This is a genomic window from Streptomyces sp. Y7 (assembly GCF_043195415.1).
GTDB lineage: Bacteria > Actinomycetota > Actinomycetes > Streptomycetales > Streptomycetaceae > Streptomyces.
Window position 1 is genome coordinate 564305 of record NZ_JBIDDQ010000001.1, and the last position, 26207, is coordinate 590511.

Below are 26207 nucleotides of genomic sequence, written 5' to 3' on the forward strand. Positions count from 1 at the left end.
CGCGGCCCGCTCGGGACAAACACCCGTCCCCGGCCGGCGTCAGCGCCCGGCTTCCTCGTCCGGCTTCCGGCCCCACGCCGTGAGCATGCCTGCGGACAGCGCGGCACACTCGTCCGAGTCCAGGTAGCGAACCGCCGCGTCGACGGTTGCGTCGTCGACCAGGTCGGTGGCGAGCATCGCCGCGCGGCTGCGCTCCCATGTGTCCGCCCAGAACCGGCTGATGGGGCTGCCCGGCACCAGCGGCGGCACATGGATCTCGGCGGCGACGGCCTCCAGCCCTTCCGCGCGCAACAGGTGCGGGTACGACGGCACCCAGGAGACATCGGTGCCGATGGTGGCCCGCAGTCCCTCCCACATCGCCCGCATCACTGTGGTGTAGGGCGTCACGGGCGTCCGGTCGCTGGTCAGATCGACCGCGTCGCTCAGGACCAACACCCCGCCGGGCTCGACGAGTTCGGTGAGCGCGTTGATCACGCCCCGGTGCTCCGGCAGGTGCATCAGCACGAAGCGCGCGTGGACGAGCCGGAAGCGGCCGGGGATGCGGTCCGGGGAGGTGATGTCGGCCTCCAGCACGTCGAGCCCGGGACGCTCGGCGAGGAACCGCACGTCGCGGTCCACGGCGAGCACGCCGTCCACCCCGGCCTCGTCCAGCAGTCGGCGGGAGACCGTGCCCGTGCCGGCACCCACGTCCAGGCAACGCCACCCCGGGCCCACGCCCAGTGTCCTGAGCCTGGCCATGGTGACGTCGTCGTAGGCCAGGGCGCCGAAGTCGATCCGCTCGCCCTCGCCGGCCCGTTCGGGGCGGAAGACGGCCTCGCCGTAGCGACCGCCGCCCGGCGTGGCCCCGCGTGCGGCGGGCATCACCTGGCCGCCGACGTGGCGCCGGGGCTGTCGTCGTGCCCGAGGGGGCGGTACAGCGGGTCGTCGAGGAGTTTCATGGCCGTACCTCTCCACACGGTGGGTCGAACCGGGCCCCGTTGCCGGAGCCGTCGCCCCACCGATCCTCCACCGGCCACCGCCCCGGCGCCCGAGGCGCGCCGAGCCTGCGCCGATCGGACCAGGGCCGCCACGGCAGGCGTCACCGGCGGCTCACGAGAGGCTCCACGCCCCTCACGGGTGATAGAGCGCTCGGGCGCGGGCCGCGTCGACGGGTTCGCCGTCCCCGAGGGGCAGGAAATGGTCCGTCTGCCACGCCTGGGCACTGCTCGCCTGGCGGTTGGTCGTGGTCACCCACGGCGGGTAGACGCGGAAACCTCGTTTGCCGCCGGAGCCGGCGCGGGAGACGATGCCGCGCCGGCACAGCACCTCTCGGGGGAACACGAACTGTCCGAGGCAGCCGCTGTCGCGGCTGCTGATGACGAAGAGGTCGACTCCGTCCTCGGCGTCGAAGGGCCGGATCGGGCCTTGCGCGGACCGCTGCCACACGGTGACGAACTGGCCGACCTTCGTCGGCGTGGTCTTGGCCGCGCGGAACCTCACCGACCGGCCGTCGAGCGTGAACCCGTGGGCCGCGTACTCGGCGCTCTCGGGCTCGGGCACCGGCCGGGAGCAGGTGAAGCCGCTCGGGTCGTACACCAGGGTCTTCGCCGCGAGCAGGTCTCCATGGAGCCCTGACCAGGGCTGATCCGTCACCATCCACTCATCGTGCCACCCCGTCCGCCACGCGCCGGCCCGGGATCGGCCCTGCCGTGGCGTCTGCTGCTCGTCACCGAGTGGTCAGGGCCGGTCGGCGACGAGCAGCTGCGGGGAGAGGGGCCTGATCATGGTGTTGGTCCAGCGTGTCTCGTCCCACCGTCAGAGGTTCAGAGCACCGAACCCGGGTTCTCGGGCCGGATGCGTCCGCGCCACCCCTCGGCGGCGGCTCCGCCGCTCTCGACGTAGTCCTTGAAACGGCGCAGGTCGCCCTTGACGCGGCGGTCGATCAGGCCCAGGGCGTCGGCGCCCTTCTCGGCCATGCCGCTGGGCTCGACGTCCATGGTGAGCTCCACGCGGGTGTGCATGTCGTCGAGGGGCTCGAAGCGGACCGAGCCGCGCTGGCTGGTCTCGCCGTCGACGGTCCGCCAGGTGATCCGGTCGTCCGCCAGCTGGTCGACGATCTCCGTGTCGAACTCGCGCCGCACCCCTCCGATACTGGTGATCCAGTGGTTGTGCCGGTCATCGAGCTGTGTGACCTCGTCGACGCCCTCCATGAAGTTCGGGAACTCCTCGAACTGGGTCCACTGGTCGTACGCCTTGCGCAGCGAGACGTCCACCTCGATGGCTTCCTTGACCGTGCTCATGGATCCTCCTCACTCGGTTCCTGACGGGGGTCGGCCGCACTTGACCGGGCGGCGCTCCCCCTGCGTGCAGGGCCCCGGGTACCCGAGAAGGCGATCTGAATCAGCACGACCGGCGATCGACGGACAGAATGCGCCGCCCAGGCCCTGAGACACGGGTCTCGGCACCCGGTGACCGCGTTTCCCGGTGCGGCCACCGGGAACTCGGGCCTCTCATCGCCGGCCCGTCGGATGTCGCATCTCCGGGTCCGGCGGACCGACTTTTTCTGAACGCAGAGAGTGGATGAAGCGCCGTGACCGCGCGCACTGTCAGTACCGAGACCGTCAATGTCCTGCACGTGGCCGAGACCGGCTGGTCGAAGGCCCGTCACCTGAGTGGCCGGCGCGTCCGCACTTGCGTCGCCCCCGTCGCGGACCCAGGTGCCACGCCCTCGCCGCCCGCCGGCGCCGAGCGCAACATCGTGCGGGGCGAGGACTGACCCGGGCACGGCCCGAAGCCCCGACACAACGCCTTCGCGCACGTTACGTCTGTGACCACCGGGTACTCGTGGGGCGCTGCGACCAGGGAGTCCGTATCCACGCAGCGCAACCCCCGACACCGGAGCAGCCGTGAAAGCACTTGCCATCAACCGCACCCTCAAGGAATCCCCCGAGACCTTCCACGGGCACCTCGGGCCGGGACCGGGTCCCGACCACCGGGAGGAGGCGCGCGGCCGGGACTGGGCGCACGACACCGGACGCGCGATGGCCGACACCCTGCACGGAGTGGCCGTGGCCCTCGCGGCCCTGCCGCTGAAGGCACCGGCCTGACGGGGGACACCGATGACCCTGGACTGTCGAACCGCCCCCGCCCCGCCGCGCTGCTGGGTCCCCCGGGGTGTCTATCCGCCCCAGACCGACACGCGGCTGCTGCGGCAGGCACTGCGCCGCGAGGCGATCACGAACCGGACGGACGTACTGGATCTGGGCACGGGCAGCGGGCTGCTGGCGATCGAGGCGGCCCGTCTCGGCGGCCGCGTCACCGCGGTCGACATCTCCCGGCGGGCCCTCGCCGTCGCCTGGTTCAACGGCCTGCTGAACGGCCGGAGCCTGCGCGTACGCCACGGCGACCTGGTCGCGGCGGTCCCGGGCCGCAGCTTCGATCTGGTGCTCGCCAACCCGCCCTATGTACCGGCCCCGGGCCAGGCTCCGCCGCGTGGGATCGCGCGGGCCTGGGACGCCGGTCCGGACGGCCGCGCGCTGATCGACCGTATCTGCGACAGCGCTCCGAGGGTCCTGCGGCCCTCAGGAACCCTGCTGATCGTGCACTCGCACCTGTGCGGCATCGACGCCACGCGCGCCCGCCTCGCGAAGGCCGGTCTGCGCGCGGAGGTCGTCGACCGTTTCCGCCTCCCTTTCGGCCATGTGCTGCACTCGCGCCTCGGCTGGATGCGCGAGCGGGGGCTGGCGGGGGACGACACGACGGAGGAGCTGGTGGTGATCCGTGCCGAACACGCCTGAACGACCCCGCCGGATTCGCGTCCGGCGCGACGGCCCCCTGCTCATCGAGGGGCCGGTGGAAGTGGTGGACGAGAACGGCGAGGTGACCGTCTCTCAGCGCTTCGCCGTGGCCATCTGCACCTGCCGCCGCAGCCGCATGTTCCCCTGGTGCGACACCAGTCATCGCCGCCGCGGCGGGCGACCCTGCGAAGGCGGCCCGGCATGAGCCCCTCCCGCCCCCGCTCCCTGCGCAGGCCACCGCCACTGCCCGAGCCACGCGGTCCGCTGTCCGCGGCCGTCCTGTCCCTGTTGAGGGGATCGGCTCCCGCCGACTCACCCTCCCCGGACCGCTGTTCCGCGTACGGCGACGACCTGCAACTCGCCCTGTACGTCCTCTATGAACTGCACTACGAGGGCTTCCAGGACGTGCCCGACGACCTGGAGTGGGACAGCGCACTGCTGGCCCACCGCTCGGCGATCGAGCGACGCTTCCTGGGCGCGCTGCGCGAGGACGTGCCCGTCGACGCCACCGACACGGCGGTGCGGGCGCTGGACGAACTGCAGATCGAACCGGTCGACGGATCCGGCAGCGTCTCGCACTTCCTCCGTGACCGGGGCAGCCTCGGGCAGCTGCGGGACTACGCGGCCCTGCGCTCCCTGTACCACCTCAAGGAGGCGGACCCGCACGCCTGGGTCATCCCCCGGCTCCGCGGGCGGGCCAAGGCGGGCATGGTCGCCGTCGAGTTCGACGAGTTCGGCGCGGGCCGTGCCGAGGAGATCCACGCCGAACTGTTCGCCGACCTCATGGCGGACCTGGACCTGGACACGGCGTACGGCCACTACGTCGACGCCGCTCCGGCCGCGATGCTCGCCACCGTCAATCTGATGTCCCTGTTCGGCCTGCACCGGGCGCTGCGGGGCGCGCTGGTCGGGCACTTCGCGACGGTCGAGGTGACCTCTTCCCCCGCGTCGCGGCGGCTCGCCGAAGCGATGCGCCGAGCGGGGGCCGGGCCGGCGGCGGTGCGGTTCTACACCGAGCACGTCGAGGCCGACGCGGTGCACGAACAGGTCGTACGGCATGACGTGGTCGACGGTCTCCTGGAGGACGAACCGGGCCTGGAGGGCGACGTGGTCTTCGGGATCCGCGCGACCACGCATCTGGAGGACCGCTTCGGGGCCGGGCTGCTGGAAGCCTGGCGGACCGGTGCGACGGCGCTGCGCACACCGGCGCCGGTGCCCTGAGTCCGGTATCGGCCCCGAGCCGCCGGCGCGCAGGCACTTCATGGACATGCACACGAAGTGACCGGTCTCGCGATAGCCGGGGCGAGGGCGGGGAACCCGGCGCGCATGGGTGTGAACCACGACGAGACTCCGGTTCTCGAAGCGCTGGCCCGCTATCACGACTCCGACCACCTGGGCTTCACTCCCCCGGGCCACAAACAGGCGCGTGGCGCGGATCCGCGTGCCCGGGCGGTGCTGGGCGACGCCGTCTTCTTCGGGGACGTGCTGGCCACCGGCGGACTGGACGACCGGCACGCCCGCAGCCGGGTCCTGGAGCGGGCCGAGGCGCTGATGGCCGACGCGGTGCACGCCGAGCACACGTACTTCTCGACCTGCGGCAGTTCCCTCTCCGTGAAGGCGGCGATGCTGGCGGTGACCTGCCCCGGCCACCGGCTGCTCGTGGGACGGGACGCCCACAAGTCGGTGATCGCGGGACTCATCCTGTCCGGCGTCGAACCGGTCTGGGTGGATCCCCGGTGGGACGCCGCCCGGCACCTGGCCCACCCGCCCTCCGCGGCCGCGTACGAAGCGGCGTTCACCGCCCATCCCGACGCCGACGGGGCTCTCGTCACCAGCCCCACGCCCTACGGCTCCGCGGCCGACCTCACGGGCATCGCCGAGGTCTGTCACCGCCGCGGGAAGCCGCTCATCGTGGACGAGGCCTGGGGTGCGCACCTGCCCTTCCACGACGATCTGCCGTCCTGGGCGATGGACGCAGGCGCCGACATCTGCGTGACCAGCATCCACAAGATGGGCAGCGGTCTGGAGCAGGGCTCCGTCTTCCACCTCCAGGGCGATCTCATCGACCCCGCCGAACTGGCCTCACGGGCCGATCTCCTCGGCACGACCAGCCCCAACGTCCTGATCTACGCCGGCATCGACGCCTGGCGCCGCCAGATGGCACAGCAGGGCCACGAACTCATGGGCCGCGCACTGGAGTTGGCGGCACGCACCCGCAAGGCCATCGAGGGCATCGAGGGGTTCCACGTCAACGACGCGGACGACTTCTGCGGTCCCGCGCTCGCGGCGGACTTCGACCCGCTGCCCGTCGTCATCGACACCACCGCCCTGGGCACGAGCGGCTACCGGGCGGCCGACTGGCTGCGCACCCACCACCGGATCGACATCCACCTCAACGACCACCGCCGCATCGGCGCCCAGTTGACCCACGCCGACGACGAGGAGACGGCGGACCGCCTGGTCGCCGCGCTGCGCGATCTCGCCGCCCATGCCTCCGGGCTGCGGAGGGCACCCGCCGTCTCCGTCCCGCCCCCGTCCGACCTACGGCTGGAGCAGGTACGGCTGCCCCGGGACGCCTATTTCGACCGTCACACGGACGTCCCCGTCGCTGAGGCCGCCGGCCGGATCGCCGCCGAGATGATCACTCCCTACCCGCCCGGCATCCCTGTCGCCCTGCCCGGCGAACGCCTGACGAAGCCGGTGCTGGAGTACCTGACGACAGGCGTACGGGCCGGCATGTTCCTCCCTGACGCGGCCGACCGGAACCTGGACACGGTGCGGGTCGTCGAGGAGGACGCGGGCGCCTGAGGCGTCCGCCGGGCGGGTCCGGGTGCTCCGCGGGGCGTGAGGGCGCGGACGTCCGGCCGGCGAGAGGGTCCGCGCCCGAAAACCGGTGGAACGGCACCGCACGGTCCAACTACCGTGCTGCCGACCGGAGTCGTCGAGGCAAGGACGTGCCGTTGTACACCGTGTGAGGCCTCCCGAGCGCTGTTCTGTCGCGCGTCGCGCATAAGCCGCGCCGCGCTGCTTTCTGCTGCGGACTTCTCACTGGAACCGGTGTACTTCTGTGCTCAATAGCTGGGTGGTCATGCCCACCTGCCTGCCCCTCGTTCGCCGCCGTTGCCACGCCTGCGCGTCCGAGCGCTTCCGGGCCGACGGAAAGTTTCGCGTCAACGCGAACCACAAACTCCTCGACGCCTGGCTCCTCGTACTCTGCACCTCCTGCGGGGACACGGCGAAGCTCACGGTCCTGGAGCGGATGCATGTGCGCGCCGTACGGCCCGAGTTGCTCGACCGGATGCACGCCAACGACCCCGGCCTGGCGGCCGAGCTGCTCCAGGACCCGGTCGTGCGGCGCCGCAACCACATCGCGCTGGACTGGGACAACGCCTGGCGTCTGGAGACCGGCGGATCGGATCACCTGGACCGTGAGGTGATCGACGTGTCGGTCCGTTTCGCCGCGCGGGTTCCCGTCCGGCCGGTACGGCTGATCGCCGAGGGCTGCGGTCTGTCACGCGCCGAGGTCGAGCGCCTGATCGCGGAGGGAAAGCTCGTCTCGGCGGTCCGGCTCACCGGCAAGCTCTCCGGCGACTTCACCTTCACCCTCAAACGCTGACCGTCCTCGCGGCGCGGCCCTGCCCGGCGGATCTCCGCCGGGCAGGGCCCGGAAGGTGACCCTGACCAGGGCGAGGGAAGTCCCCCGTACGGGACGATCTTGGCTGAAATACGCCGCGCCGGCTTGATCGAACAGTTCGGCGAGTCCGCGGCAATGGATGCGCCCTGCCCGGGGGCATGCCCATGACCACGCAGTCCCGCGCTGTGCTCGGCATCGCGCTCGCTCCTGTCCTCGCCCTGGCGTCCACGGTGCCGCCCGCCTCCGGTCACCGATCGCGATCAAGTTTCACCTCTGAGATGGTGAGACCGGATGCGAAGCGACCCACCACCGGCGCGGGACGACGGGATTTCGGGAGTCAGCAGGAGGGACGGTGTCGATGAAGGCATCCGGTCTCGGTACGCCCTTCAGGCCGCCGCGACGGCGGGACGGGTACCTGCCGTTGGAGGATCTCGGCCTCATCGGTGACGGTGCGACGGCGGCGCTGGTCGGTCCGGACGGTTCCATCCCGTGGCTCTGCCTCCCGCGATTCGACTCCGAGCCCGTGTTCTGCGGCTTGCTCGACCACGCCCGCGGCGGGCACTTCACCATGGCTCCGCAGGACCTCACGGAAGCCCGCCAGCACTACGAGCCCGACACCGGCGTCCTGGTCACCGAGATGCGGTGCGCCACGGGGCTGGTACGCCTGACCGACGCGCTCGTCGTGCGGTCCGGCGCCGACCTCACCGACGACGCGCCCGCCGGCCGCGGCGAACTCGTCAGGTCGGCCGTCGTCCTGGACGGGCACGTCCGACTGCGCGTCGACCTGGAACCGCGCGGGGGCGGCCGGACGAGGGAACTCTTCAGCGGCTTGGAACTGCGCCCCGCACGGCGTCCGGACCTGCGCCTGCACCTCCGCTCCAACCGTCCCGTCACCGGCGCGCACAGCGTCCATGACCTGACACAGGGAGAACGGCTCGACGTCGTCCTGTCCTGGGGCCGCTTCCACCGCCACCACCGGTTCGACGCGGACGCGATGCTGCGCGACACCGCCGACGCGTGGCGGCGCTGGATGAAGCACTTCGCGTACGCCGGCCCCGAGGAGGAGCTGGTCCGGCGCTCGGCCATCACCCTGAAACTGTGCGACGACTGGGCCAGCGGCGCACTCGTCGCGGCGCCCACCTCGTCCCTTCCCGCGCCCATCGGCGGCATCCGCAACTGGGACTACCGCTACGCCTGGATCCGCGACGCCGCCTTCGCCGTGTTCGCGCTGCGCCGCATCGGCTTCGGAAGCGAGGCGGACGCGTTCCTCGGCTGGGTCCTCGACGCGTTCGAGCAGAGCCACGGACCACGGATCATGTACGACCTCGACGGGCTCCCCGTACCCGATGAGGTGCGGGACCCCGAGCTGGAGGGGTATCGCGGCTCCGCCCCGGTGCGCTGGGGCAACGGCGCGACCGACCAGCGTCAGCACGACGTGTACGGCGAGATCCTGGACTGCGCCGCCCAGTGGCTGCGCACCGGCAGGGAGGTGCAGCCCGCGCTGTGGGGCGGGCTGGCACGGCTGGCCGACAGCGCGGAGCAGGCGTGGCGGCAGCCCGACCAGGGGATCTGGGAGGTCCGCAGCGAGGGCCGGACCTTCACGTACTCGGCGGCGATGTGCCAGGTGGCCCTGGACCGGGCGGCGACCATCGGAGAGCAGTTCGGCCTGCCCGGCGGGGTCGCGCACTGGCGGGAGTCGGCCGAACGGCTGCGCCGGCACATCCTGGAACAGTCCTGGGACGAGGACGCGCGCACCCTGAGCGCCCATCTCGACGGCGGTGGCGCCCTGGACGCCAGCCTGCTGGCCCTCCCGCTGCGTGAGGTCGTGCCCGCGGACCACCCGCGGATGGTGGCGACCTGCGCGGCCGTCGCGGAGCGCCTCTCGGCCGGCGGCGGCCTGCTCCACCGCTATCTGCACGAGGAGTCACCCGACGGGCTGGCGGGCGACGAGGGCGCGTTCGTCCTGTGCAGCTTCTGGCTGGTCGACAACCTGACGGCGCAGGGCCGGGTCGACGAGGCCGAGGAGCTCTATGCCTCACTGTGCGCCCGGGCCAGTCCTCTCGGTCTGCTGTCCGAGCAGATCCACCCGTCCACAGGAGAGTTCATGGGCAACTTTCCCCAGGCGTTCAGTCACATCGGGATCATCGCCAGCGGCGTCAACCTCGCGCGCGCACGCGAGCGGACGCGGTCCGGCGCACGGCCCGGGGTGGTGTCATGATCAACCATCTCATCGTCCTCGGCGGGACGGGCGACCTCAGCGCGCGCTACCTGCTGCCGGCCCTGGCGGCCCTGCGGGCGGCAGGGCACCTCGACGACGGCTTCCGGTTGACCGCGGCCGGGCGCGAGGAGCAGGACGACGCACGGTTCCGGCAGTGGGCGGCCACGCAGCTCGACCGTCACGGCGCCACCAGCCCCGCCGACGCACGCCAGGCCGTCGTGGACGCGACCCACTACCGACGGGCAGACGTCACGGACCCCTCCGACGTCGCGGCGCTCGTCGCCACGGACGAGCCCCTGGCCGTCTATCTCGCGCTGCCGCCGGCGCTCTTTCCGTCCGTGGTGACCGCCCTGCACCGGGCGGGCCTGCCGCAGGGCAGCCGGATCGTGCTGGAGAAGCCGTTCGGTGAACAGCTCGCCGACGCGGTGGCGCTCAACCGGCTGCTGGCCGACACCCTGCCGGAGGAGTCGGTGTTCCGTGTCGACCACTTCCTGGCGATGACGACCGTCCAGAACGTGCTCGGCAGCAGGCTCGCCAACCGCGTGCTCGAACCCATCTGGAACAGCACCCACATCGCCGAGGTGGAGATCGTCTGGGACGAGACCCTCGCCCTGGAGGGCAGGGCCGGCTACTACGACGGTGTCGGCGCGCTCAAGGACATGCTCCAGAACCACCTGCTGCAACTGCTCTGCCTGGTGGCGATGGAGCCGCCCATCACCCTCGGCGAACGCGACCTGCGCGACCGCAAGGTCGATGTGCTGCGGTCGATCCGGCCGCTGTCCGAGGACGACGTCGTACGCCGTACCCGCCGCGGACGTTACCTCGCGGGACGGATCGGCGACCGGGACGTCCGCGCGTACGCCGACGAGGAGGGCGTGGACGCCGAGCGGCGGACGGAGACCTTCGCCGAGGTCGAGCTGGAACTCGACAGCTGGCGCTGGTCGGGCACCACGTTCCGGCTCCGCACCGGCAAGGCCCTCGGCGCGGATCGCAAGGAAGTGGCCGTGCACTTCCGCGCCGTCCCGCACCTGCCGTTCGGCCACGGCGGTGTGGCGCTGCCCAACTCGCTGTTCTTCGGGCTCGACCCGGAGGGCCTGACCCTGGACATCACGGGCATCGGCTCCCGGGCCCATACCTTCGTCCCGCTCGAACTGACGGCGCGGATGGATCCGCCCGAACTCCCCGCCTACGGCAGGCTGCTGCTCGACGTCCTCAACGGCGATCCGGCCCTGTCCATCCGCGGTGACGAGGCCGAGGAGGCGTGGCGGGTCTTCGAGCCGGTGCTGTCCGCCTGGTCGAGGGGGGTCGTTCCGCTCGACGAGTACGCGGCCGGTTCGGACGGGCCGGGGCCGGACGGCCGTGCGGGGTCCGTTCGTCGCGCGGCGACCGCACGTCCCCGAGGGGCGCCGTGACGTCGCGGAGCGCCGGGACGAGCGGCCCGTGCGTCGTGGTGATGGGTGTCTCCGGCACCGGCAAGACCACGGTGGCGCGTCTGCTGGCGCGGCGCCTGGACATCCCTTTCGCGGAGGCGGACGACTTCCACTCGCCCGGCAACGTCTCCAAGATGTCCGCGGGCATCCCGCTCGACGACGCCGACCGCCGGCCCTGGCTGCGGGCCGTCGGCCGGTGGCTGCACGAGCACGCCGTGACGGGCAGCGGCGGCGTGGTGGCGTGCTCGGCGTTGAAACGGCAGTACCGCGACATGCTCAGGGAGGCCGCACCCCGGGTCTTCTTCATCCATCTGACGGTGAGTGAGGAGGTGCTGGAGCAGCGGATCGGCCACCGCACCGGGCACTTCATGCCGGAGTCGCTCCTCGCCTCGCAGCTGGCGACCCTGGAGCCCCTGGCCCCGGACGAGCCCGGAGCCGTACTGGACGCCGGGCCTGCGCCCGAAACGGTCGCCGCGCGTGCCCTGGCCCTGCTGCCGCCGCCGACCGACGGGTGACGGATGACGCCCTAATCCGTCCCCTCACGGAAGACCACGACCGGGCAGGCGGCGTGCTGGGCGCAGTGCTGGGCGACCGATCCCAGCATCAACCCGGCGAATCCGCCGAGACCCCGGCTGCCGACCACCAGCAAGGACGCCTCACGGGCCGCGTTGAGCAGCACGCTCGCCGGGGTGCCGTAGCGCACGACGGTCCGCACCTCCACCGGTGGCCGGGATCCGACGGCGTCCTCGACGGCATCGTCGAGTTCTTGGCGTGCCCGGGCCTCCAGGGCCCCTTCGTCGCTGCTGGACGGCGGCAGCCAGGCGAGCGATCCGTGGAACTGAGGGATGTCCCAGGCCGTCACGGCCTCCACCGTGCCTCCGGTCAACTGCGCCTGCCGCACGGCCCAGCGAAGGGCCTGCTTGGACGAGTCCGAACCGTCCACCCCCACGACGACGGGTCCCGTCTCCTCGCGCTGGTCACCCACGCTTCCTCCTCAGCTCGACCCCGGCACGGCCGCGACTCCAGCCTCATGCCGGCGCCGGCGCACCCGCAGCCCGGGAGGTCCAGACGGACGCGCGGGCCGATCGAACGTCAGGACACACCGCCGGCAGGGTCGGTGGGATGTCGACGACTCCCTGTGGAGCATCCGGCGCGGCCGTCGGGCGCAGGACGTCAGTCGTCGGCCCGAGCCCGGGGCTGGAGGCGGGCCAGTCGCGTGACCATCACGGTGGCGTCGTCCTCCGAGCCGGTGGGGCGTACGGCGAGGAGCGCGTCGCAGATCTCGTCCAGGGGTGTCCCGGTGTGGTGAACCGCCCGGCGCAGCATGGCGATTCCCTGGTCGAGGTCCAGGAAGGTGCTGCGGTCCTCGATCATGCCGTCCGTGTAGAGGACGAGCAGGCTGCCCGCCGGAACGGCGTAGTGGGTGCTCTCGTACACGTGGTCGAGCCCCATGCCCATGGGCGGCCCGGGGTCGGCCGACAGGATGTCCGCGGACCCGTCCGGGCGGACCAGAACGGGCGGCGGGTGACCGGCCAGCGCGAGCCGGAGGTCCCCGGTGGCCCCGTCGTAGAGAGCGCAGACGCAGGTGGCGGGCAGGTCGTTGTCGGCCTCGTCCTTCAGCCCGTCCAGGCGGGTGAGCAACTGGCCGGGTTCCAGGCCCACAGCCAACAGGGCGCGAGCGCAGGAGCGGTACCGGCCCATGGCCGCGGCCGCACCCAGCCCGTGTCCCATGACGTCGCCGACGCTCAGTCCGATACGCCCGCCGGGCAGCCGCACGGCGTCGTACCAGTCGCCGCCGGCCAGGGTCCCGTCCTGGGCGGGGAGGTAGCGGTGTGCCGACTTCGCCCAAGGGATGTCCGGCAGGCGTGCGGGCAGCAGACGGCGCTGCAGGACCAGTGTGGCCAGTCGTTCCCGTCGGTAGAGCAGCGCGTTCTCGATCGCCATGGCGGTGCGAGCGGCGATGTCACGCATGGTGAGCACGTCGTCGGTGCCGAACCCGTCGGGGCCGGTGAAGGTGATCGCCCCCAGGACCTGTCCGGCGGCCAGCAGCGGCAGAGCGACTCCGTGCTGCCCCTGTTCGTGTTCCTCGCCGGTGCGGAAGGCGACGACGTCGGCCGAGCGGATGCACCGACCGACCGGGACCGACGCCTCACGGGACGGCGGCAAGTCCCGTTCCGGTGCGGCGAGTCCGCTGTCGGCGGCGGCGCCCAGCGGGTGCACGCGGGGTCCGTCGGAGCCGTCCGGGCCGTGCTCCCGCAGCACCGTGCGCATCCGTGCGTCCCCGTCCCGCCGAACTGCCGCCTCCAGGAGATCGACGGTGACGGTCGAGGCGAAGGCCGGGGTGCAGACCGCTGTGAGCCGGGACGCCACGCCGGCGACGTCCAGCCCTTGGCTCAAGCCGGCGCCGACCCGGCTGAGCAGCTCCAGCCGGCGCTGGTTGCGGGCGGTGTCCAGCAGTTCTGCCCGCGTGCCGCCCAGGTCGTGCACGACGCCCGCCTGGCCCACGATGCGGCCGTCGGCGTCCCGGAGCGGGAAGAGGGTTCCCACGCCCGCGTACGGTGTGCCGTCCGGCCGGATCGCCGCCACGTGCAGGTTGCCGATCGTCTCGCCGTCGTCGGTCACGCGGCGCAGCATCTCCTCGTACGCCCGGGGATCGGGGAGGTCCAGGACGTCCAGGATGCTGCGGCCCAGGTGCGCGGCGACGGGCAGACCGTTGAGACGCGCGAGGGCGTCGTTGACGAAGCGGTATCGCAGATCCTTGTCGAGGACGGCCAGGCCGATCGGTGAGGAACGCAGCAGCAGCTCGGTCGCCGCCAGGTCGCACCGGTCGGGCGGCTGGGAGCCGTGGCCGGCGACGGCCAGCAGTCCTGTGCCGCCATCGAGCGGCACAGGCACGGCACGCCACCTGACGCTGCGGCTGCTGCCGTCGAAACAGCGCAGCCAGTCCGTACGGACTCCACCCCCGGCCCGGACGAGCCGTTCGACCAGCATCCGTCCTTCGGCGGCGGGGCCGTCCGCGAGCACGGACAGATCGCGGCCGACGATCTCGGAGGCGTGGTGGCCGGTCAGCGCCTGCGCCTCGGAGGTCCACGTGCTGATACGGCCCGCCGGGTCGACGAGTGCGACGGCCAGGCCGTCGTCGAGCGCCGTGAGCGTCGGACCCCGCGCCTGTTCAGCGGACGTGGCGTGTCGTGGGCCATGCGGCAGGGCGACGTCATCGCCCGCCGGGTGCCGCTCTGCTCCCGGCACGACATGCTCCCCTCACACGCCGACGACCTGTCCCGGCCCGGCCGGGCACCTCCATCACGCTATGGGCCCTCCTCCGATTCTTCCGGGAGGGCTCTGAAGCGCCACTCGGAGGAGTGACCGGGGCCGGGCGTCGAGGGCCACGCGCCTCGGACTCGGAGGAGTGACCGGGGCCGGGCGTCGAGCGGCACGCGCCTCTCGGACGGGCGACCGGGTCCCGGCGTCGGGGGTCACGCGCCTCTCGGACGGGCGACCGGGTCCCGGCGTCGGGGGTCACACGCCTCTCGGACGGGCGACCAAGTCCCGGCGTCGGGGGTCACGCCCGCACTCGCCGTTCCTCATCCGCCCGGGACTCACCGGCGCAGGCCATTGAGGATGACGTTCATCAGGGGCCGGGCCGTCGACTCCCACTCGTCCCGGTCCAGACGGCCGAGGTAGGCGACGAGGGTGAGAACCCCGTGGGCGTCCACGTCCGTGCGGAGGGATCCGGCCGCCTGTCCGGCGCCCAGGAGCTGTCCGAGGGCCCCTTCGATGGGGCTGTGGCTGTGGGCGACCAGGTCCTGCCACGCGGCCGGCTCCAGCGCCGCCAGGACGCCGCGCTTGATCTCGGCGTAGTCGATCACCCGGTCGAGCCAGCGCCGCAGGGCCTCCAGGGGCTCCTGCGCGTGTTCCGCCAGCAGATCGGAGGCGGCGGTCACGAGCTCGTCGACGTCGCGCCGGTAGACCTCGGCGAGGAGCGCGTCGCGGTTGGGGAAGTTCCGGTACAGCGTGCCCTGCCCCACCCCGGCGCGCTTGGCGATCTCGTTGAGATGGACGCGGTCGGACTCGGCGAGCGCCGCGCGGGCGGCCTCCACGATGCGGTTCCGGTTCTCCACCGCGTCCTGTCTGCGTGCCGACCCGCTCATGGGCCTCTCCCGAACGTTCGCCTCCGACAAGTGGACACGTGTCCGGTACGCTGGACAGCAGACCGGACACGTGTCCACTTTACTGGGAGGCAGCCATGCTTTCTCTGCACGGCAAGATCGTCGCCATCACCGGAGCGAGCGGGGGCATCGGCGAGGCCACGGCCCGTCTGCTCGCCGAGCGCGGCGCCGCGGTCGTCCTCGCGGCGCGCCGCGGCGAGCGCATCGACGCCATAGCGCGGGACATCCAGGAGCGGGGAGGCCGGGCCACCACGTGCGTCGTCGATGTCACCCGGGCCGATGACCTGCGACGCCTCGTCGCCACGACCGTCGAGCGGTACGGCCGTATCGACGTGCTGGTGAACAACGCCGGCATCGCCCCGATCAGCCCGCTGGCCGACCTCGACACCGCGAGCTGGTCGGCCATGATCGACGTCAACCTCCGCGGCATGCTCAACGGCGTCGCCGCCGCGCTGCCCGTCTTCCGCGAGCAGGGGAAGGGCCACCTGGTCAGCATCGTCTCCGTGGCCGGCCTGTCCGTGTCCCCCTCGATGGCCGTCTACGCCGCGACCAAGAACGCGGTGCGCACCGTCCACGAGGGGCTGCGCACGGAGTCCACGGACGGGGTGGTGCGTACGACGGCCATCTCGCCGGGGTACATCCGTACCGACCTCGCGGACTCCATGGCCGATCCCGGCCTCCGCGACCGGACGCGCGAGAACATGGACGCGATGGGCATCCCTCCGGCCGCCGTCGCCCGTGCCGTGGCCTTCGCTGTCGAGCAGCCCGACGACGTGGAAATCGGCGAGATCAACGTCCGCCCCACCGTCCAGGCATGAGACTCACCGCCGCCTCGCCTCCCCACTCGGAAGCCGTAGGCGTCGCGGTACCGTGAGTCCCCGTGTCCAGTCCTCGCGTTGATGAGGTTCTCGAATGACGCCGATCCGATGGGGTCACCGTGGCTGACGCCGCCGCTCGCGCCATGCAGCGGGTCGAGCGGGTGCGGAACGACACGACCGGGCGGCTGGCGCTGGCGCGGGATTTCTATGACTCCGCGTCAGGGCGCGTTCATCGGTACGGGCACGCAGAGTTGAGCTTCATGCGCTGGTCGGCCGCCCGGGGCGTGCTGGAGCCGGAGTCCTCGAATCCGGCCGGCAGTGCCTGGTGGCGCAGCGTGAACGAAGTGCTGCTGCGGGACAAGGTCGAGGCCGGCCTCATGGCCGAGGGCGCTTCGGGGAATCCGAGCAGTCACGGTGTCCAGTGCTGGATCGACTTCCTTCGTGAACCGTCGCCGACGCGCTGGTACCGGGCCCATAACGCGAGCATCGTCGCGGGATATCTGCAGTACGAGGACCTGGCCGCACAGGAACTCAAAGTCGAGCGGTTCATGATGAACGTCGCGCTTCTTCGGGTCGTCTACACCCATGCGATGGTGGCGAATCCGCGACTCGCGCTCGGGCCGCTGTCCTTCCCCGGGCCACGTCTGGTGGATCCCCGGCACCGAAGCGTGAAGCTGTTCCTCGACCTCGCTCGGTCGTTTCCGAAGAACTACCCGGTGGTCGGTTCCGTCGAGGAGGTCGTCCTCGCCGAACACGCTCTCGCCCGCATGCTCGACTACGGGCTGATCGCCCCGCGCCTCCCCGCGCTCTACGAGTTCGCGGCTCAGGAACTCGCCGAACCGCGGCTGACGTCCCTCCTGGACGACGGTGTGCCGGCCTACGCCTGGTCCCACGCGGATCGTTCGATCTGGTTCATCGGGAACACGGGGCCGCATCTGCGTGCCATCGCCCGTGTCACCGGCGTCCGGCTCCGTTGGGCTCCCTCGCCGTACCGTCGGCGCCGGAGGAAAGCACGCGGGTGAGGCACGGCGGGAGGCCGGCGCCGGGAAACCGCGTGTGTGGCGGCCGGGTCGGGGCATCCGGATGTCCGGGAGGTCTACATGAACACGGGTGCGTGGGCAGGGACCGGGCGATACCGGGCCCGGCGGGTGGCGCGGGGTTCGGTCACCGAGGGGGCGGCGCGGGCGGGACTCGCGGCCCGGGGCGTGATCTATCTGCTGGTCGGCGCACTGGCGCTGCAGGTCGCGTTCGGCGACACCAGCAAGCAGGCCGACCGGGGCGGGGCCCTGGAGGAGCTGGCGCAGAAGCCGTTCGGCGCCGTACTGCTGTGGGCGCTGGGCATCGGACTCGTCGGCATGGCGGTGTGGCGGCTGTCCGAGGCGCTCTTCGGTTCCGTCGGGAAGGACGGCCGCAAAGCGCGCAAGCGGCTGCTGGCCGCCGGCCGCTTCGCGGTCTACGTCTTCGTCGCCTATTCCGTGCTGTCGTTCGCGGTGAACCGGAGCCCCGGCGGCGGTGGCTCCAGCGACCAGCAGTCCCGTGACGCCACCGCCCGGGCCCTGGAGTTGCCCGCGGGCCAGTGGCTGGTCGGCGCGGCCGGGGTCGGCGTCGCCGTGGCAGGCGTCTGGATCGGCGTACGGGCGATCCGGCGCAAGTATCACGACGATCTCCAGCTCGGGCGGATGAGCCGCCGGACGCGCCGGGTGGTGGATGTCACCGGCGTGGTCGGCGGTGCCGCCCGAGGGCTGGTGTTCGCGGTCATCGGCGCGTTCGCCGTCCGCGCGGCCGTCGACTACGAACCCGACCAGGCCAAGGGCCTCGACGACGCTCTGCGTACGTTCGCCGATACCCCGCTCGGCCCATCGCTGCTGGTCTGCGTGGCGGCCGGGCTGGTGCTGTTCGGTCTGTTCTCCTTCGCCGCGGCGCGCTGGCAGCACGTCTGAGCCGTGGCCAAGTGGGGAACACGGGGTGGATGAGCGAATACGAGGTTCCGCAAGGCGACGGCCAGCCCGTGGAGGTGTACCTGGACCTCCTGCGTATCCGGATGGACACAGAGGATTACCGGCTCCTGCTGCGTGTGGTGGAACCGGTCCTCAGGGCGATCGACGAGGAACGCCTGTCCACCCTCGATTTCGCGCTCGACTCGGAGGGCGACGACCTGCCGCAGCAGGTTCGTGACGAGGCCGCTCTTGTCATCGCCACCGCGGTCACGGGCCGCCTGGACAACGAAGTGGTCGAGATCGACGTCGACGACACCGGTCCGGTACGGATCGTGACCGACGCGACCACGGCCTCCGACCCCGACCGTCTCGGCGAGATCGCCGACTACATCAGAGAGCGGCACCGGCAGACGGAGGAGCTGCGCGGTATCGCCGAGGCGAGCGGGCTGCCCACGGACTTCTGAGCGGCAGATCCGAGCGTCGCCAGGGGGCCGGCCGTATCAGGACACGGCCGACTCCCCGGACGCGGCCGCGTCGAAGCGCGTGGCCGCCTCCCAGGCGAATCCGTCCGGGTCCGTGAAGGCGCCCGCGGTGCTGCCCAGGACGACGCGGTGCGAACCCGTGCCGTCGGCGGGGACGCCGAGGTCCTTCGCCAGGCCCCGACGCTTGTAGAGCGCCAGCTTGACGGGGCTGGAGTCGGCGGCGGCGAATTCGGCGTACTTGCCGCCGAAGCTCCTGGCCACGGTCAGGCCCCGGCCGACGTAGTACTGCTTGCTCGCCTTCACGTCCTCGACGCCCAGCAGCAGCACGACCTCGTCGATCTCGCGGGTGGCAGGGCCGGTGTCCTTCTTCGCGGAGGTCGCGACCTTGCAGAGGGTGCCGTCGGGTGCCTGGACGACGCCGCCGTAGCCCCACAGCGACTTCGCGGCGGGCTTCAGCACGGTGGCGCCGGCGTCCACGGCAGCGCTCAGGAAGCTGTCGACGGTGGCCGGCCCCGACACGGTGAGCGCGAGGGTGAAGCCGCGGAATCCGGTGGAGTGCGCCCCGGACTCCCGCAGGCGGATGTGCTGGTCCACTCCGAAGGCGGCGTAGAAGAGGCGGGCGGCCTCGACGTCGGTGACCTCGAGGGTGACGGATGCGAGGGACGTGGTGGATGCGGTGGTTTCCATGTCCTTCACGCTAGGCGCGGCCCGGCAGTGGGGGCTTCTCGATTCCTGACCGGTCTCGTCGGCCGGGGTGCGCAGGGGTGGACCGGGGTGGTGCGGGGCACGGTTGAAGAGGCCCGCCCCGTGATCTCGGGGACCCGTCGAGGAGGTGCACCTGGATGGAGACAGCAGCGGGCGGACGGCCCGCGGGGCTGTTCGTCGGTTTGTGCACGGTGGACGTCATCCAACTCGTCGAGCGCGTACCCGGACCCGACGAGAAGCTCACCGCCCGCGAACAGACCGTGGCCGCCGGCGGGCCCGCGACGAACGCCGCCGTGACCTTCGCGCATCTGGGTGGCGCGGCCGGGCTGCTCACCGCCGTCGGCTGCCACCCGTTGGCGCTCGCGGCCACCGCCGACCTGGACCGGGCGGGCGTGACCGTGTCGGACCTGGCGGCCCGGGCGACCGATCCGCCCGCGGTCTCCTCCATCCTGGTCACCGCCGCCACCGGGCAACGCGCCGTGGCCTCGACCAACGCCACCGCGCACCGGCTCACTCCGCCCGACGATCTCGACGCACGTGTCGCCGACTGTGACATCGTCCAGCTCGACGGCCATCACATGGAGTTGGCCATGGCCGCCGCCCGCGCCGCGCGGGCCGCCGGGAAGGTCACCGTCCTCGACGGCGGGAGCTGGAAGCCGGGCACGCGGAATCTGCTGCCGTGGATCGACGTGGCGGTCTGCTCCGCCGACTTCCACCCGCCCGGAACCGGCACCCCCTCCGACACCCTGCGCTTTCTCCAGGGGCAGGGAGTCGTCTGGACCGCGGTCACCGGGGGTGCGCGGCCCATCGTGTGGGCGGGCCCCGACGGCAGCGGGACCGTCGAGGTGCCCTCCGTGCCGGTGGCGGACACGCTGGGCGCGGGGGACGTCCTGCACGGCGCTCTGACCTACCACCTCGCCGCCCGGCGGCCTCTGACCGAGCAGGGCTTCCTGCGGGCCCTGCACGCTGCCGCGCTCGTGGCGTCGCGGGCGTGCGCCTCGTTCGGCACCCGGGCCTGGATGCTCTGACTCCCCGGCCGCTCGGGCAGCCGCCGGGCCGAACGTCCCGCTGGGTCGCTGTGCCGTTCCCGCCGGTGGACGATGGAGGCAGGCCGCAAGGGGGGCCCGTGGCGGGAGACGCCTGTGGTGGACACGGACGTGCTGATCGTGGGTGCCGGACCGGTCGGCCTGACCGCGGCGGCGGAGCTGCGGCGGCAAGGGGTCGCCTGCCGTGTGATCGACAGACTTCCGGCCCGGTTGCCGTACGCGAAGGCCGTGGGCGTGCAGCCGAGGACGCTGGAGATCTGGGACCGGATGGGCATGGTGCGTGCCGCTCTGGAGGTCGCCGTACCGCTGCGCGGGCAGCTGATGTACGCCGACGGAGCAGAGCGGGGGCGCATCGAGCTGCGGCTGCCGCCCGAGGTGCCGTACCTCTTCGCGGCCCTGCCCCAGTACGAGACGGAGCGGATCATCGAGGAGCAGCTCGCCCGCTTCGGCACCGGCATCGAGCGGGACACCGAACTGGTGGGGTTCACGCAGGACGAGGACGGGGTGGTCAGCCGGATCGTCGTGGCGTCCGGTGCCGAACAGGAGGTGCGGTCGCGTTTCCTGGTGGGCTGCGACGGGGCGCACAGCACCGTCCGCAAGGGGCTCGGGCTCTCCTTCGAGGGAGGTGCCTTCCCCGAGGAGTACATGCTCGCCGACGTCGAGGTGGACTGGAGCCTTCCTGCCGGCTACGGGGTGCGCGCCCTGCACCACGACGAGGAGGGCCGCGTCGACGACGTCCTGGTCTGCATTCCGCTGCCCGGTGATCGCCGGTACCGCGTGTCGATGCTGGTGCCCCCCGAGCTGTCGGCCGTTCGCGAGGATGCGCCGCGGGACTCGGTGGCCCACGGACTGGAAGGTGGGCGGGCGCCCGGACTCGGGCACATCCAGGCCGTCCTCGACCGGCTCTCCCCGCAGCCCACGACCGCGTCCGCGATGCGCTGGTCGTCCGTCTTCCGGATCAGTCATCGCCTGGTCGACCGGTACTCCGTGGGCCGCGTTTTCGTGGCCGGCGACGCCGCGCACATCCATCCGCCGACCGGCGCCCAGGGCATGAACACCGGCATCCAGGACGCCTACAACCTCGCCTGGAAGCTGGCGCTCGTGCTGGAGGGCGGTGCCCGTCCCCGGCTGCTCGACAGCTATCACGCCGAGCGTCGGCCCGTCGGCGAGGAGGTGGTCGGACGCACGGTCGAGCACGCCACCGAAGGGTTCCGGGCGGCGCGGGACGACATGACGACGATGATGCTGCGGGAGGCCCAGTTGCTCGTCGCCTACCCGGACAGTCCCCTGGTGGCGGCGGACGGCGGCGGCGACCCCGGGGACGGTCCGCGGGCCGGTGAACGGGCGCCCGACTGTCCCGGTCTCGCCGCGGGCGTGGCCGCCGCGCCCCTGCGCCTGTACGACCTGCTGCGCGACCGGGGTCATGTCCTGGTGCTCTACGCCGACTCGGCCGACGCCCTCCTCTCGTGCCGCGAGGCCGCCGCTGCCGGTCAGCGGCTCACCGGCGGCAACCTGACCGCGTTCGTCGTCACCCGGGACGACGTCACGCCGGAAGCCGGCGGCGGACCGGCCGAGGTGCGCGTGCCTGTCTTCCGGGACGGCGCGGCGGAGTTCAGGCGGCTGTACGGCGTCGGAGGCCCGACGGCCTTCCTCATCCGCCCGGACGGCCATGTGGGCGCCCGCGTGTCACCGCTGACCGGTCCGGGGGCGGCGGCCGCTCTGTCCGACGCTCTCGGACGCGTCTTCCGCCTGCCGTAGGGCCGCTCGGGGGGCTGGGGAGTCCCGAGGGGTGTCGACAGGGCCACCCTTTCATCGGGTGTCCACGCCCAGGGACGGGCCGCGTCTCGGGCGGCAGGATTCATGACGTCGGAAACGGACCGACGAGGAATCCATCGACGGACTCTCGGGGGACCCCAATGAACGAGACCCACGCCAGGCGCCTGACGGGCCTGGCCGGCATCGGCACCGCGGCCGCGCTGATCATCGAGGTGCCGCTCTACTTCGTCTACTCCGGCCCGCCGCCGGACGCCAACGTCCTGGCCCGGCTGCTGATCGCGATCGTCGCGCTGGCGGGCCTGATCGTGTTCGTGACGGCCTTCCGCGAGCTGGTGAAGGCGGTGAACCCGGCGTACGAGTGGGTGGGTTCGCTGGCCTTCGCCGGCGGACTGGTCTACACGACGGTCACGCTGGTCTCCAGCGGGCTGGAGGCCGGCGCGGTCATCGCCGCCGACCGTTCCATCGACCCGACCATCGCCGTCAGCGGGACGTACATCCTCTACGGATCGATCGGACGTCTGCTGCTGGCCCTGTTCCTGGCCTCGGTGGGGTACGCCATCTCCCGTACCGGCCTGCTGCCCCGCTGGACCGTCCGCTCGGCGTATGCCCTGGCCGGTCTCAATCTGCTCTTCGTGCCGTCCTTGTTCTTCGGCAACACCCCGGCGAACTTCTACGCGGCGAACGGCTGGGGCACCACCGCGATGATGGGCGCGATCCTCAGCTACTGGCTGCTCGCCCTGGGCATCTCCACGTACCGCAGCACCACCCGGCGTACGGTCGCGGCCGAGGCGGCGCCCGTGCGGCGCTGACACGGCCTCATACGTCGCACGGGGTGCCCGGTTTCCCGCCGGGCACCCCGTGCGACGTACTCGTGCCTCCCGGGATACCCGACGTACCTGTGCCTCCCGGGATACCCGACGTACCTGTGCCTCCCGGGATACCCGACATACTTGTGCCTCCCGGGAAACCCGTACGCCGTGTTCCTCACCCCGTGACGAACAGGGCGACCAGGAACCACACCGCCGAAGCCGCGATCCCCGCCCACGCCAGTACGCCCGCCGCACGGGGCAGGCTCCGCGTGAGGCGCTCGATGACCTGGTAGAGCCCGGTGACGGCGAGCACCGCGACCGTGACGTGCAGCAGCACCGACAGGCTGACCCCGACGACCGCGCCGGCGATCCACAGGCTCCTGCCCCAGAACAGGCGGGCGAGCACCAGCGGGATCACGATCGCGGCCGACAGACCGTTGACGATCTCGACGCACCACGGCCGGTCGCCCATCCACCACCGGGTCGGGTTGAACGGGACCCTGACGTCGAAGAGGTCCACGGTGGCCAGGACGCCGAGCGTCAGGATGAGTACGACGGTCAGCGCCGCGACCAGGCGGTGGTACCGGGCCCGGCCCTTCGTCCAGCCCGTTCCGCCGCCGTCCAGCATCGTCGCCGTCGTGACCGCCGACCAGACCAGCCAGCGCCTCACGAGCGCGGTCCCGGCATCCGCCATGGCGTCCCGCAGGACACGGTCGGCCTCCACGCGCAGAACCACGCGGCCCTCGGTCGAGGTGTACGTGGGAGCGCCGGGAGGGTGGATGAGTCCGTCGTGCAGCAGCGTGGCCGGCAGGTGGTCGCCGGTCTTGGGCACGAGCCAGGTGAAGAAGGCCGGGACGGAGGTCAGGTCGGTGCGGAAGTCGGCGGTCGTCCGGGGCACCAGCAGCTCGCCGAGGTGGCGGTCGCGGTAGGCGATGCGGCGCCGCATCGCGAACTGCTCCTGGCCGCCCAGGACATGCCGGACGAGTTCGATCCGGGCGTCCTTGCCCGGGTCGGGCGGGATTTCCGGTTGCCCCGCGGCGGCGTCGACGCCGCCGTCGTAGAACCGTCGCGGTTGTTCGGTGACCGGGCTCTCGGCGTCGGCCATGCCTGCCTCCCTCTCGCCCAGGGGTCCTACCCCTTTTGTTCCGGCGAGGGGGTGCCGTTATCCGTCCTCGTGGCCGTCAATCACCCTGGGGTCGGGGCGGGGGGCGGGTGCCCCAGGCGTGGTGGAGCGCCGGCTGCACGTCCGCCCCGAGAACGCCGTGCGTGCTTCCGCCCGGCAGGGTGGGCAGTTCGGCCCAGTGCGTCACGGTTTCGTCGCTGTCGCGGCCGTGCGGCAGCCGGACGACACCGTCGGAGTCGACGAAGCAGTCCCTGTGCTCCGCGCCGTCCTCGCTCCAGTGCAGGGCGGTGAAGACCATCGGCCTCACCAGCCAGAACTCCTCCCCCGTCGCAGGGTCGGGTTCAGTGGCGTCCTCGGCGGGATACCTGCCGGTGATCGCCGCCGCCACCGGCATACCGCTCCGCGGCAGCCCGTCGCGTACGTCGACCCACGTCACCACGGTGTCCGGACTCGTCATATCCACCCTCGGTCAGCCGCTCGGCAAGGCGTCCTGTGCCTGTTTCCGCCGCTTCGGCGCGGAGTACCGCCGCGGCGCCGGCATACGGCAAGACCGCCCGACGCTCGCGGAGGTTGCTCGAACCGGAGCGTCAGGGTGTGAGCGGCGGGTGGCCGGTCAGTGTTCCTGGAGCAAGGACAGGACGTTCCCGGCCGGGTCGGTGAACCAGGCGATCGCCGCGGGACCGCCGTTGCCCCCGCGGACGACGCCCTTCGCGTCGTGCTCGAATCCGGGGTAGCGCACCAGGGTCACCCCGCGTCGCTGCAGTTCGTCCACGGTGGCCTCGATGTCGTCCACCGGGAAGTTGAGGATCGTGAAGGTCGCCGGGGTGTGCGTCGGCTTGGGGTAGACGAAGACCTGCGTGCCGCCGCCGAGCCTGAGGGTGAGCATGCGCATGTCCCCCTCGCCGGTCTCCTCGACCTGGAGGCCGAGCGTCTCGCCGTAGAACCGGCGGGCCTCGTCGAGGTCGTCGACCGAGAAGCCGCTGAATGCCTGCGACTGTCCGAGCATGCCGTGTTCTCCTTCACGGGTGGGCCGTCCTGACACTTCAGGGCACACCACGCCTGCCATCGGTTCCACCCGCGCCACGCGGGTGGCGTCCGGATGGTCGTGCCTCGTTCACCCTCCCGAACACCCTCACGGAAGCCCCGGCAACCGCCCCTGCCCGGCGCCGGAGTCGTCCGGTCCGCCCGCCGCAAGAGACCGGCCCCGTTCGGCCGGTCGTAACCATCGCTTCTTCGCCACGGCATGCCCTGGTTTCAGCCTGGGTCCCGTTCAAAACCCGTTCCGGCGGCACCACTGCGGCCGTTTGAGGAGAAGTCGAACGATGTTTCCTGTGATCCGGCGCAATCTCGGCGTATTCGCCCTCGGTGCCACCTCTGTTCTCGTCCTGGCCGGCTGCGGTGAGAGCGCGGCGTCGAAATCCGAGACGTCCACGGCCGGAAAGGGCGGCGACGCCCTGGTGATGGCCGCCATTCCGGCCGAGAACTCCACCGACCTCAAGGCGTCCTACGCCGGCGTGATCAAGATGCTGGAGAAGGAGACCGGCAGGAAGATCGAATTCCAGAAGGCCACGAACTACGCCGCCGTGATCGAGGGACAGCGTTCCGGGAAAATCCAGATCGCCGCGTACGGGCCGTTCTCCTATGTGCAGGCGAAGAGTTCCGGCGTGAAGGCGACGCCGGTCGCCGCCGGTGTCGAGAACAAGGGCGACAAGCCCGGTTACCGGTCCTACGGAATCGTCAAGGCCGGCTCCCCGATCAAGGACCTCAAGGACTTCGCGGGCAAGAAGGTCTGTTTCGTCGACCCGAACTCGACCTCCGGCTACCTCTACCCGCGATCCGGGCTGATGGATGCCGGAGTGGACGTGGACAAGGGCGTCACCCCGGTGATGGCCGGTGGCCACGACGCGTCCGTGCTCGCCGTGAAGAGCGGGCAGTGCCAGGCCGGGTTCGCCTACGACACCATGGTCGACAAGCAGCTGGTCGAAAAGGGTCAGGTCGAAACGGGCGAGATCAGCACCGTCTGGAAGTCCGACCTCATTCCCGGCTCGCCCGTCGCGATCAGCGACGATCTGGACGCCGAGCTCAAGCAGAAGATCACGCAGGCTTTCCGGACCATGGCCAACGTCGACTACCTGAAGGCCAACGGCTACTGCACCGGCAGCGGGAAGTGCGAGGTCGACGACGCCGGCGACTGGGGCTACGTGGCGGTGGAGGACGCCGACTACGACGGCGTCCGCAAGGTCTGCGAGATCACGAAGGACAAGCAGTGCGTGGAGTCCTGACC

Annotated in this window: 28 protein-coding genes; 18 read left to right on the forward strand and 10 right to left on the reverse strand. The window is 71.8% G+C overall.

Annotated features, from left to right (window positions below; translation table 11 throughout):
* Window positions 1–39 precede the first annotated feature (39 nt).
* The 3 genes from ACGFW6_RS02265 to ACGFW6_RS02275 form a co-directional block, all read right to left on the reverse strand.
* Window positions 40–861, reverse strand: coding sequence for a class I SAM-dependent methyltransferase (locus ACGFW6_RS02265; protein ID WP_393503638.1), 822 nt, complete (start codon window positions 859–861; stop codon window positions 40–42).
* 249 nt (window positions 862–1110) lie between these two features.
* On the reverse strand, window positions 1111–1635 hold the full coding sequence (locus ACGFW6_RS02270) for a MepB family protein (RefSeq protein WP_393503641.1): 525 nt from the start codon (window positions 1633–1635) through the stop codon (window positions 1111–1113).
* A 167-nt stretch (window positions 1636–1802) separates the two neighbouring features.
* Window positions 1803–2279, reverse strand: a complete 477-nt coding sequence (locus tag ACGFW6_RS02275; protein WP_393503643.1) for an SRPBCC family protein — start codon at window positions 2277–2279, stop codon at window positions 1803–1805.
* A gap of 290 nt (window positions 2280–2569) precedes the next feature.
* Between ACGFW6_RS02275 and ACGFW6_RS02280 the strand changes: the two genes are divergently transcribed.
* The 10 genes from ACGFW6_RS02280 to ACGFW6_RS02325 all read left to right on the forward strand — a co-directional run bounded on the left by ACGFW6_RS02280 (window position 2570) and on the right by ACGFW6_RS02325 (window position 11573).
* Entirely contained in the window at window positions 2570–2755 is a 186-nt protein-coding gene (locus tag ACGFW6_RS02280) for a hypothetical protein (RefSeq protein WP_393503646.1), read from the forward strand.
* 130 nt (window positions 2756–2885) lie between these two features.
* A complete protein-coding gene (locus tag ACGFW6_RS02285; RefSeq protein WP_393503649.1) occupies window positions 2886–3086 on the forward strand; it encodes a hypothetical protein in 201 nt (66 codons plus the stop codon).
* 12 nt (window positions 3087–3098) lie between these two features.
* Window positions 3099–3776: a HemK2/MTQ2 family protein methyltransferase gene (locus ACGFW6_RS02290; RefSeq protein WP_393503651.1), complete on the forward strand. Its 678-nt coding sequence runs from the start codon at window positions 3099–3101 to the stop codon at window positions 3774–3776.
* Window positions 3760–3981 (forward strand): CDGSH iron-sulfur domain-containing protein, encoded by a 222-nt coding sequence (locus ACGFW6_RS02295; RefSeq protein ID WP_393503654.1) that lies wholly within the window; start codon window positions 3760–3762, stop codon window positions 3979–3981. The genes ACGFW6_RS02290 and ACGFW6_RS02295 overlap by 17 nt, the downstream gene beginning before the upstream one ends.
* Window positions 3978–4997 (forward strand): iron-containing redox enzyme family protein, encoded by a 1020-nt coding sequence (locus tag ACGFW6_RS02300; protein WP_393503656.1) that lies wholly within the window; start codon window positions 3978–3980, stop codon window positions 4995–4997. The genes ACGFW6_RS02295 and ACGFW6_RS02300 overlap by 4 nt, the downstream gene beginning before the upstream one ends.
* A gap of 105 nt (window positions 4998–5102) precedes the next feature.
* Entirely contained in the window at window positions 5103–6584 is a 1482-nt protein-coding gene (locus tag ACGFW6_RS02305; protein WP_393503659.1) for an aminotransferase class I/II-fold pyridoxal phosphate-dependent enzyme, read from the forward strand.
* A 259-nt stretch (window positions 6585–6843) separates the two neighbouring features.
* Window positions 6844–7392 (forward strand): DUF1062 domain-containing protein, encoded by a 549-nt coding sequence (locus tag ACGFW6_RS02310; RefSeq protein WP_393503662.1) that lies wholly within the window; start codon window positions 6844–6846, stop codon window positions 7390–7392.
* Window positions 7393–7768: 376 nt separating this feature from the next.
* Window positions 7769–9628: a glycoside hydrolase family 15 protein gene (locus ACGFW6_RS02315; protein WP_393503665.1), complete on the forward strand. Its 1860-nt coding sequence runs from the start codon at window positions 7769–7771 to the stop codon at window positions 9626–9628.
* Entirely contained in the window at window positions 9625–11040 is a 1416-nt protein-coding gene (locus tag ACGFW6_RS02320; protein ID WP_393503667.1) for a glucose-6-phosphate dehydrogenase, read from the forward strand. The genes ACGFW6_RS02315 and ACGFW6_RS02320 overlap by 4 nt, the downstream gene beginning before the upstream one ends.
* Complete coding sequence (locus ACGFW6_RS02325; RefSeq protein ID WP_393503669.1) at window positions 11037–11573, forward strand: gluconokinase; 537 nt, start codon at window positions 11037–11039, stop codon at window positions 11571–11573. The genes ACGFW6_RS02320 and ACGFW6_RS02325 overlap by 4 nt, the downstream gene beginning before the upstream one ends.
* Before the next feature lie 11 nt (window positions 11574–11584).
* On the opposite strand, the gene ACGFW6_RS02330 is transcribed toward ACGFW6_RS02325, so the two are convergent.
* From ACGFW6_RS02330 to ACGFW6_RS02340, 3 genes are all read right to left on the reverse strand, one after another.
* Window positions 11585–12043, reverse strand: a complete 459-nt coding sequence (locus ACGFW6_RS02330) for a universal stress protein (protein WP_393503672.1) — start codon at window positions 12041–12043, stop codon at window positions 11585–11587.
* Window positions 12044–12231: 188 nt separating this feature from the next.
* Window positions 12232–14307: a SpoIIE family protein phosphatase gene (locus ACGFW6_RS02335; protein WP_393503675.1), complete on the reverse strand. Its 2076-nt coding sequence runs from the start codon at window positions 14305–14307 to the stop codon at window positions 12232–12234.
* A 350-nt stretch (window positions 14308–14657) separates the two neighbouring features.
* On the reverse strand, window positions 14658–15209 hold the full coding sequence (locus tag ACGFW6_RS02340) for a TetR/AcrR family transcriptional regulator (RefSeq protein WP_393503678.1): 552 nt from the start codon (window positions 15207–15209) through the stop codon (window positions 14658–14660).
* Between the two features lie 95 nt (window positions 15210–15304).
* Between ACGFW6_RS02340 and ACGFW6_RS02345 the strand changes: the two genes are divergently transcribed.
* The 4 genes from ACGFW6_RS02345 (at window position 15305) to ACGFW6_RS02360 (ending at window position 18446) form a co-directional block, all read left to right on the forward strand.
* Window positions 15305–16045: an SDR family oxidoreductase gene (locus ACGFW6_RS02345; protein WP_393503681.1), complete on the forward strand. Its 741-nt coding sequence runs from the start codon at window positions 15305–15307 to the stop codon at window positions 16043–16045.
* A gap of 119 nt (window positions 16046–16164) precedes the next feature.
* Window positions 16165–17067 (forward strand): hypothetical protein, encoded by a 903-nt coding sequence (locus tag ACGFW6_RS02350; protein WP_393503684.1) that lies wholly within the window; start codon window positions 16165–16167, stop codon window positions 17065–17067.
* Between the two features lie 78 nt (window positions 17068–17145).
* A complete protein-coding gene (locus tag ACGFW6_RS02355; RefSeq protein ID WP_393503687.1) occupies window positions 17146–17985 on the forward strand; it encodes a DUF1206 domain-containing protein in 840 nt (279 codons plus the stop codon).
* A 29-nt stretch (window positions 17986–18014) separates the two neighbouring features.
* Window positions 18015–18446: a hypothetical protein gene (locus ACGFW6_RS02360; RefSeq protein ID WP_393503690.1), complete on the forward strand. Its 432-nt coding sequence runs from the start codon at window positions 18015–18017 to the stop codon at window positions 18444–18446.
* Between the two features lie 36 nt (window positions 18447–18482).
* Here the strand turns inward: ACGFW6_RS02360 and ACGFW6_RS02365 are convergent, their stop codons facing one another.
* Window positions 18483–19151 carry a glyoxalase gene (locus ACGFW6_RS02365; RefSeq protein ID WP_393503693.1) on the reverse strand — a complete coding sequence of 223 codons (669 nt, stop codon included), beginning with the start codon at window positions 19149–19151 and terminating at the stop codon, window positions 18483–18485.
* A 155-nt stretch (window positions 19152–19306) separates the two neighbouring features.
* Between ACGFW6_RS02365 and ACGFW6_RS02370 the strand changes: the two genes are divergently transcribed.
* The 3 genes from ACGFW6_RS02370 (at window position 19307) to ACGFW6_RS02380 (ending at window position 22800) form a co-directional block, all read left to right on the forward strand.
* Window positions 19307–20197 carry a PfkB family carbohydrate kinase gene (locus ACGFW6_RS02370; protein WP_393503696.1) on the forward strand — a complete coding sequence of 297 codons (891 nt, stop codon included), beginning with the start codon at window positions 19307–19309 and terminating at the stop codon, window positions 20195–20197.
* A 72-nt stretch (window positions 20198–20269) separates the two neighbouring features.
* A complete protein-coding gene (locus ACGFW6_RS02375; protein ID WP_393503699.1) occupies window positions 20270–21973 on the forward strand; it encodes an FAD-dependent monooxygenase in 1704 nt (567 codons plus the stop codon).
* 158 nt (window positions 21974–22131) lie between these two features.
* Window positions 22132–22800 carry a hypothetical protein gene (locus ACGFW6_RS02380; protein WP_393503701.1) on the forward strand — a complete coding sequence of 223 codons (669 nt, stop codon included), beginning with the start codon at window positions 22132–22134 and terminating at the stop codon, window positions 22798–22800.
* Between the two features lie 175 nt (window positions 22801–22975).
* On the opposite strand, the gene ACGFW6_RS02385 is transcribed toward ACGFW6_RS02380, so the two are convergent.
* The 3 genes from ACGFW6_RS02385 to ACGFW6_RS02395 form a co-directional block, all read right to left on the reverse strand.
* Window positions 22976–23905 (reverse strand): DUF1353 domain-containing protein, encoded by a 930-nt coding sequence (locus ACGFW6_RS02385; RefSeq protein ID WP_393503704.1) that lies wholly within the window; start codon window positions 23903–23905, stop codon window positions 22976–22978.
* Window positions 23906–23981: 76 nt separating this feature from the next.
* Window positions 23982–24380 (reverse strand): AQJ64_40280 family protein, encoded by a 399-nt coding sequence (locus tag ACGFW6_RS02390; RefSeq protein WP_393503707.1) that lies wholly within the window; start codon window positions 24378–24380, stop codon window positions 23982–23984.
* Between the two features lie 156 nt (window positions 24381–24536).
* On the reverse strand, window positions 24537–24929 hold the full coding sequence (locus tag ACGFW6_RS02395) for a VOC family protein (RefSeq protein ID WP_393503710.1): 393 nt from the start codon (window positions 24927–24929) through the stop codon (window positions 24537–24539).
* A gap of 316 nt (window positions 24930–25245) precedes the next feature.
* Between ACGFW6_RS02395 and ACGFW6_RS02400 the strand changes: the two genes are divergently transcribed.
* Window positions 25246–26205 (forward strand): phosphate/phosphite/phosphonate ABC transporter substrate-binding protein, encoded by a 960-nt coding sequence (locus ACGFW6_RS02400; RefSeq protein WP_393503713.1) that lies wholly within the window; start codon window positions 25246–25248, stop codon window positions 26203–26205.
* Window positions 26206–26207 lie beyond the last annotated feature (2 nt).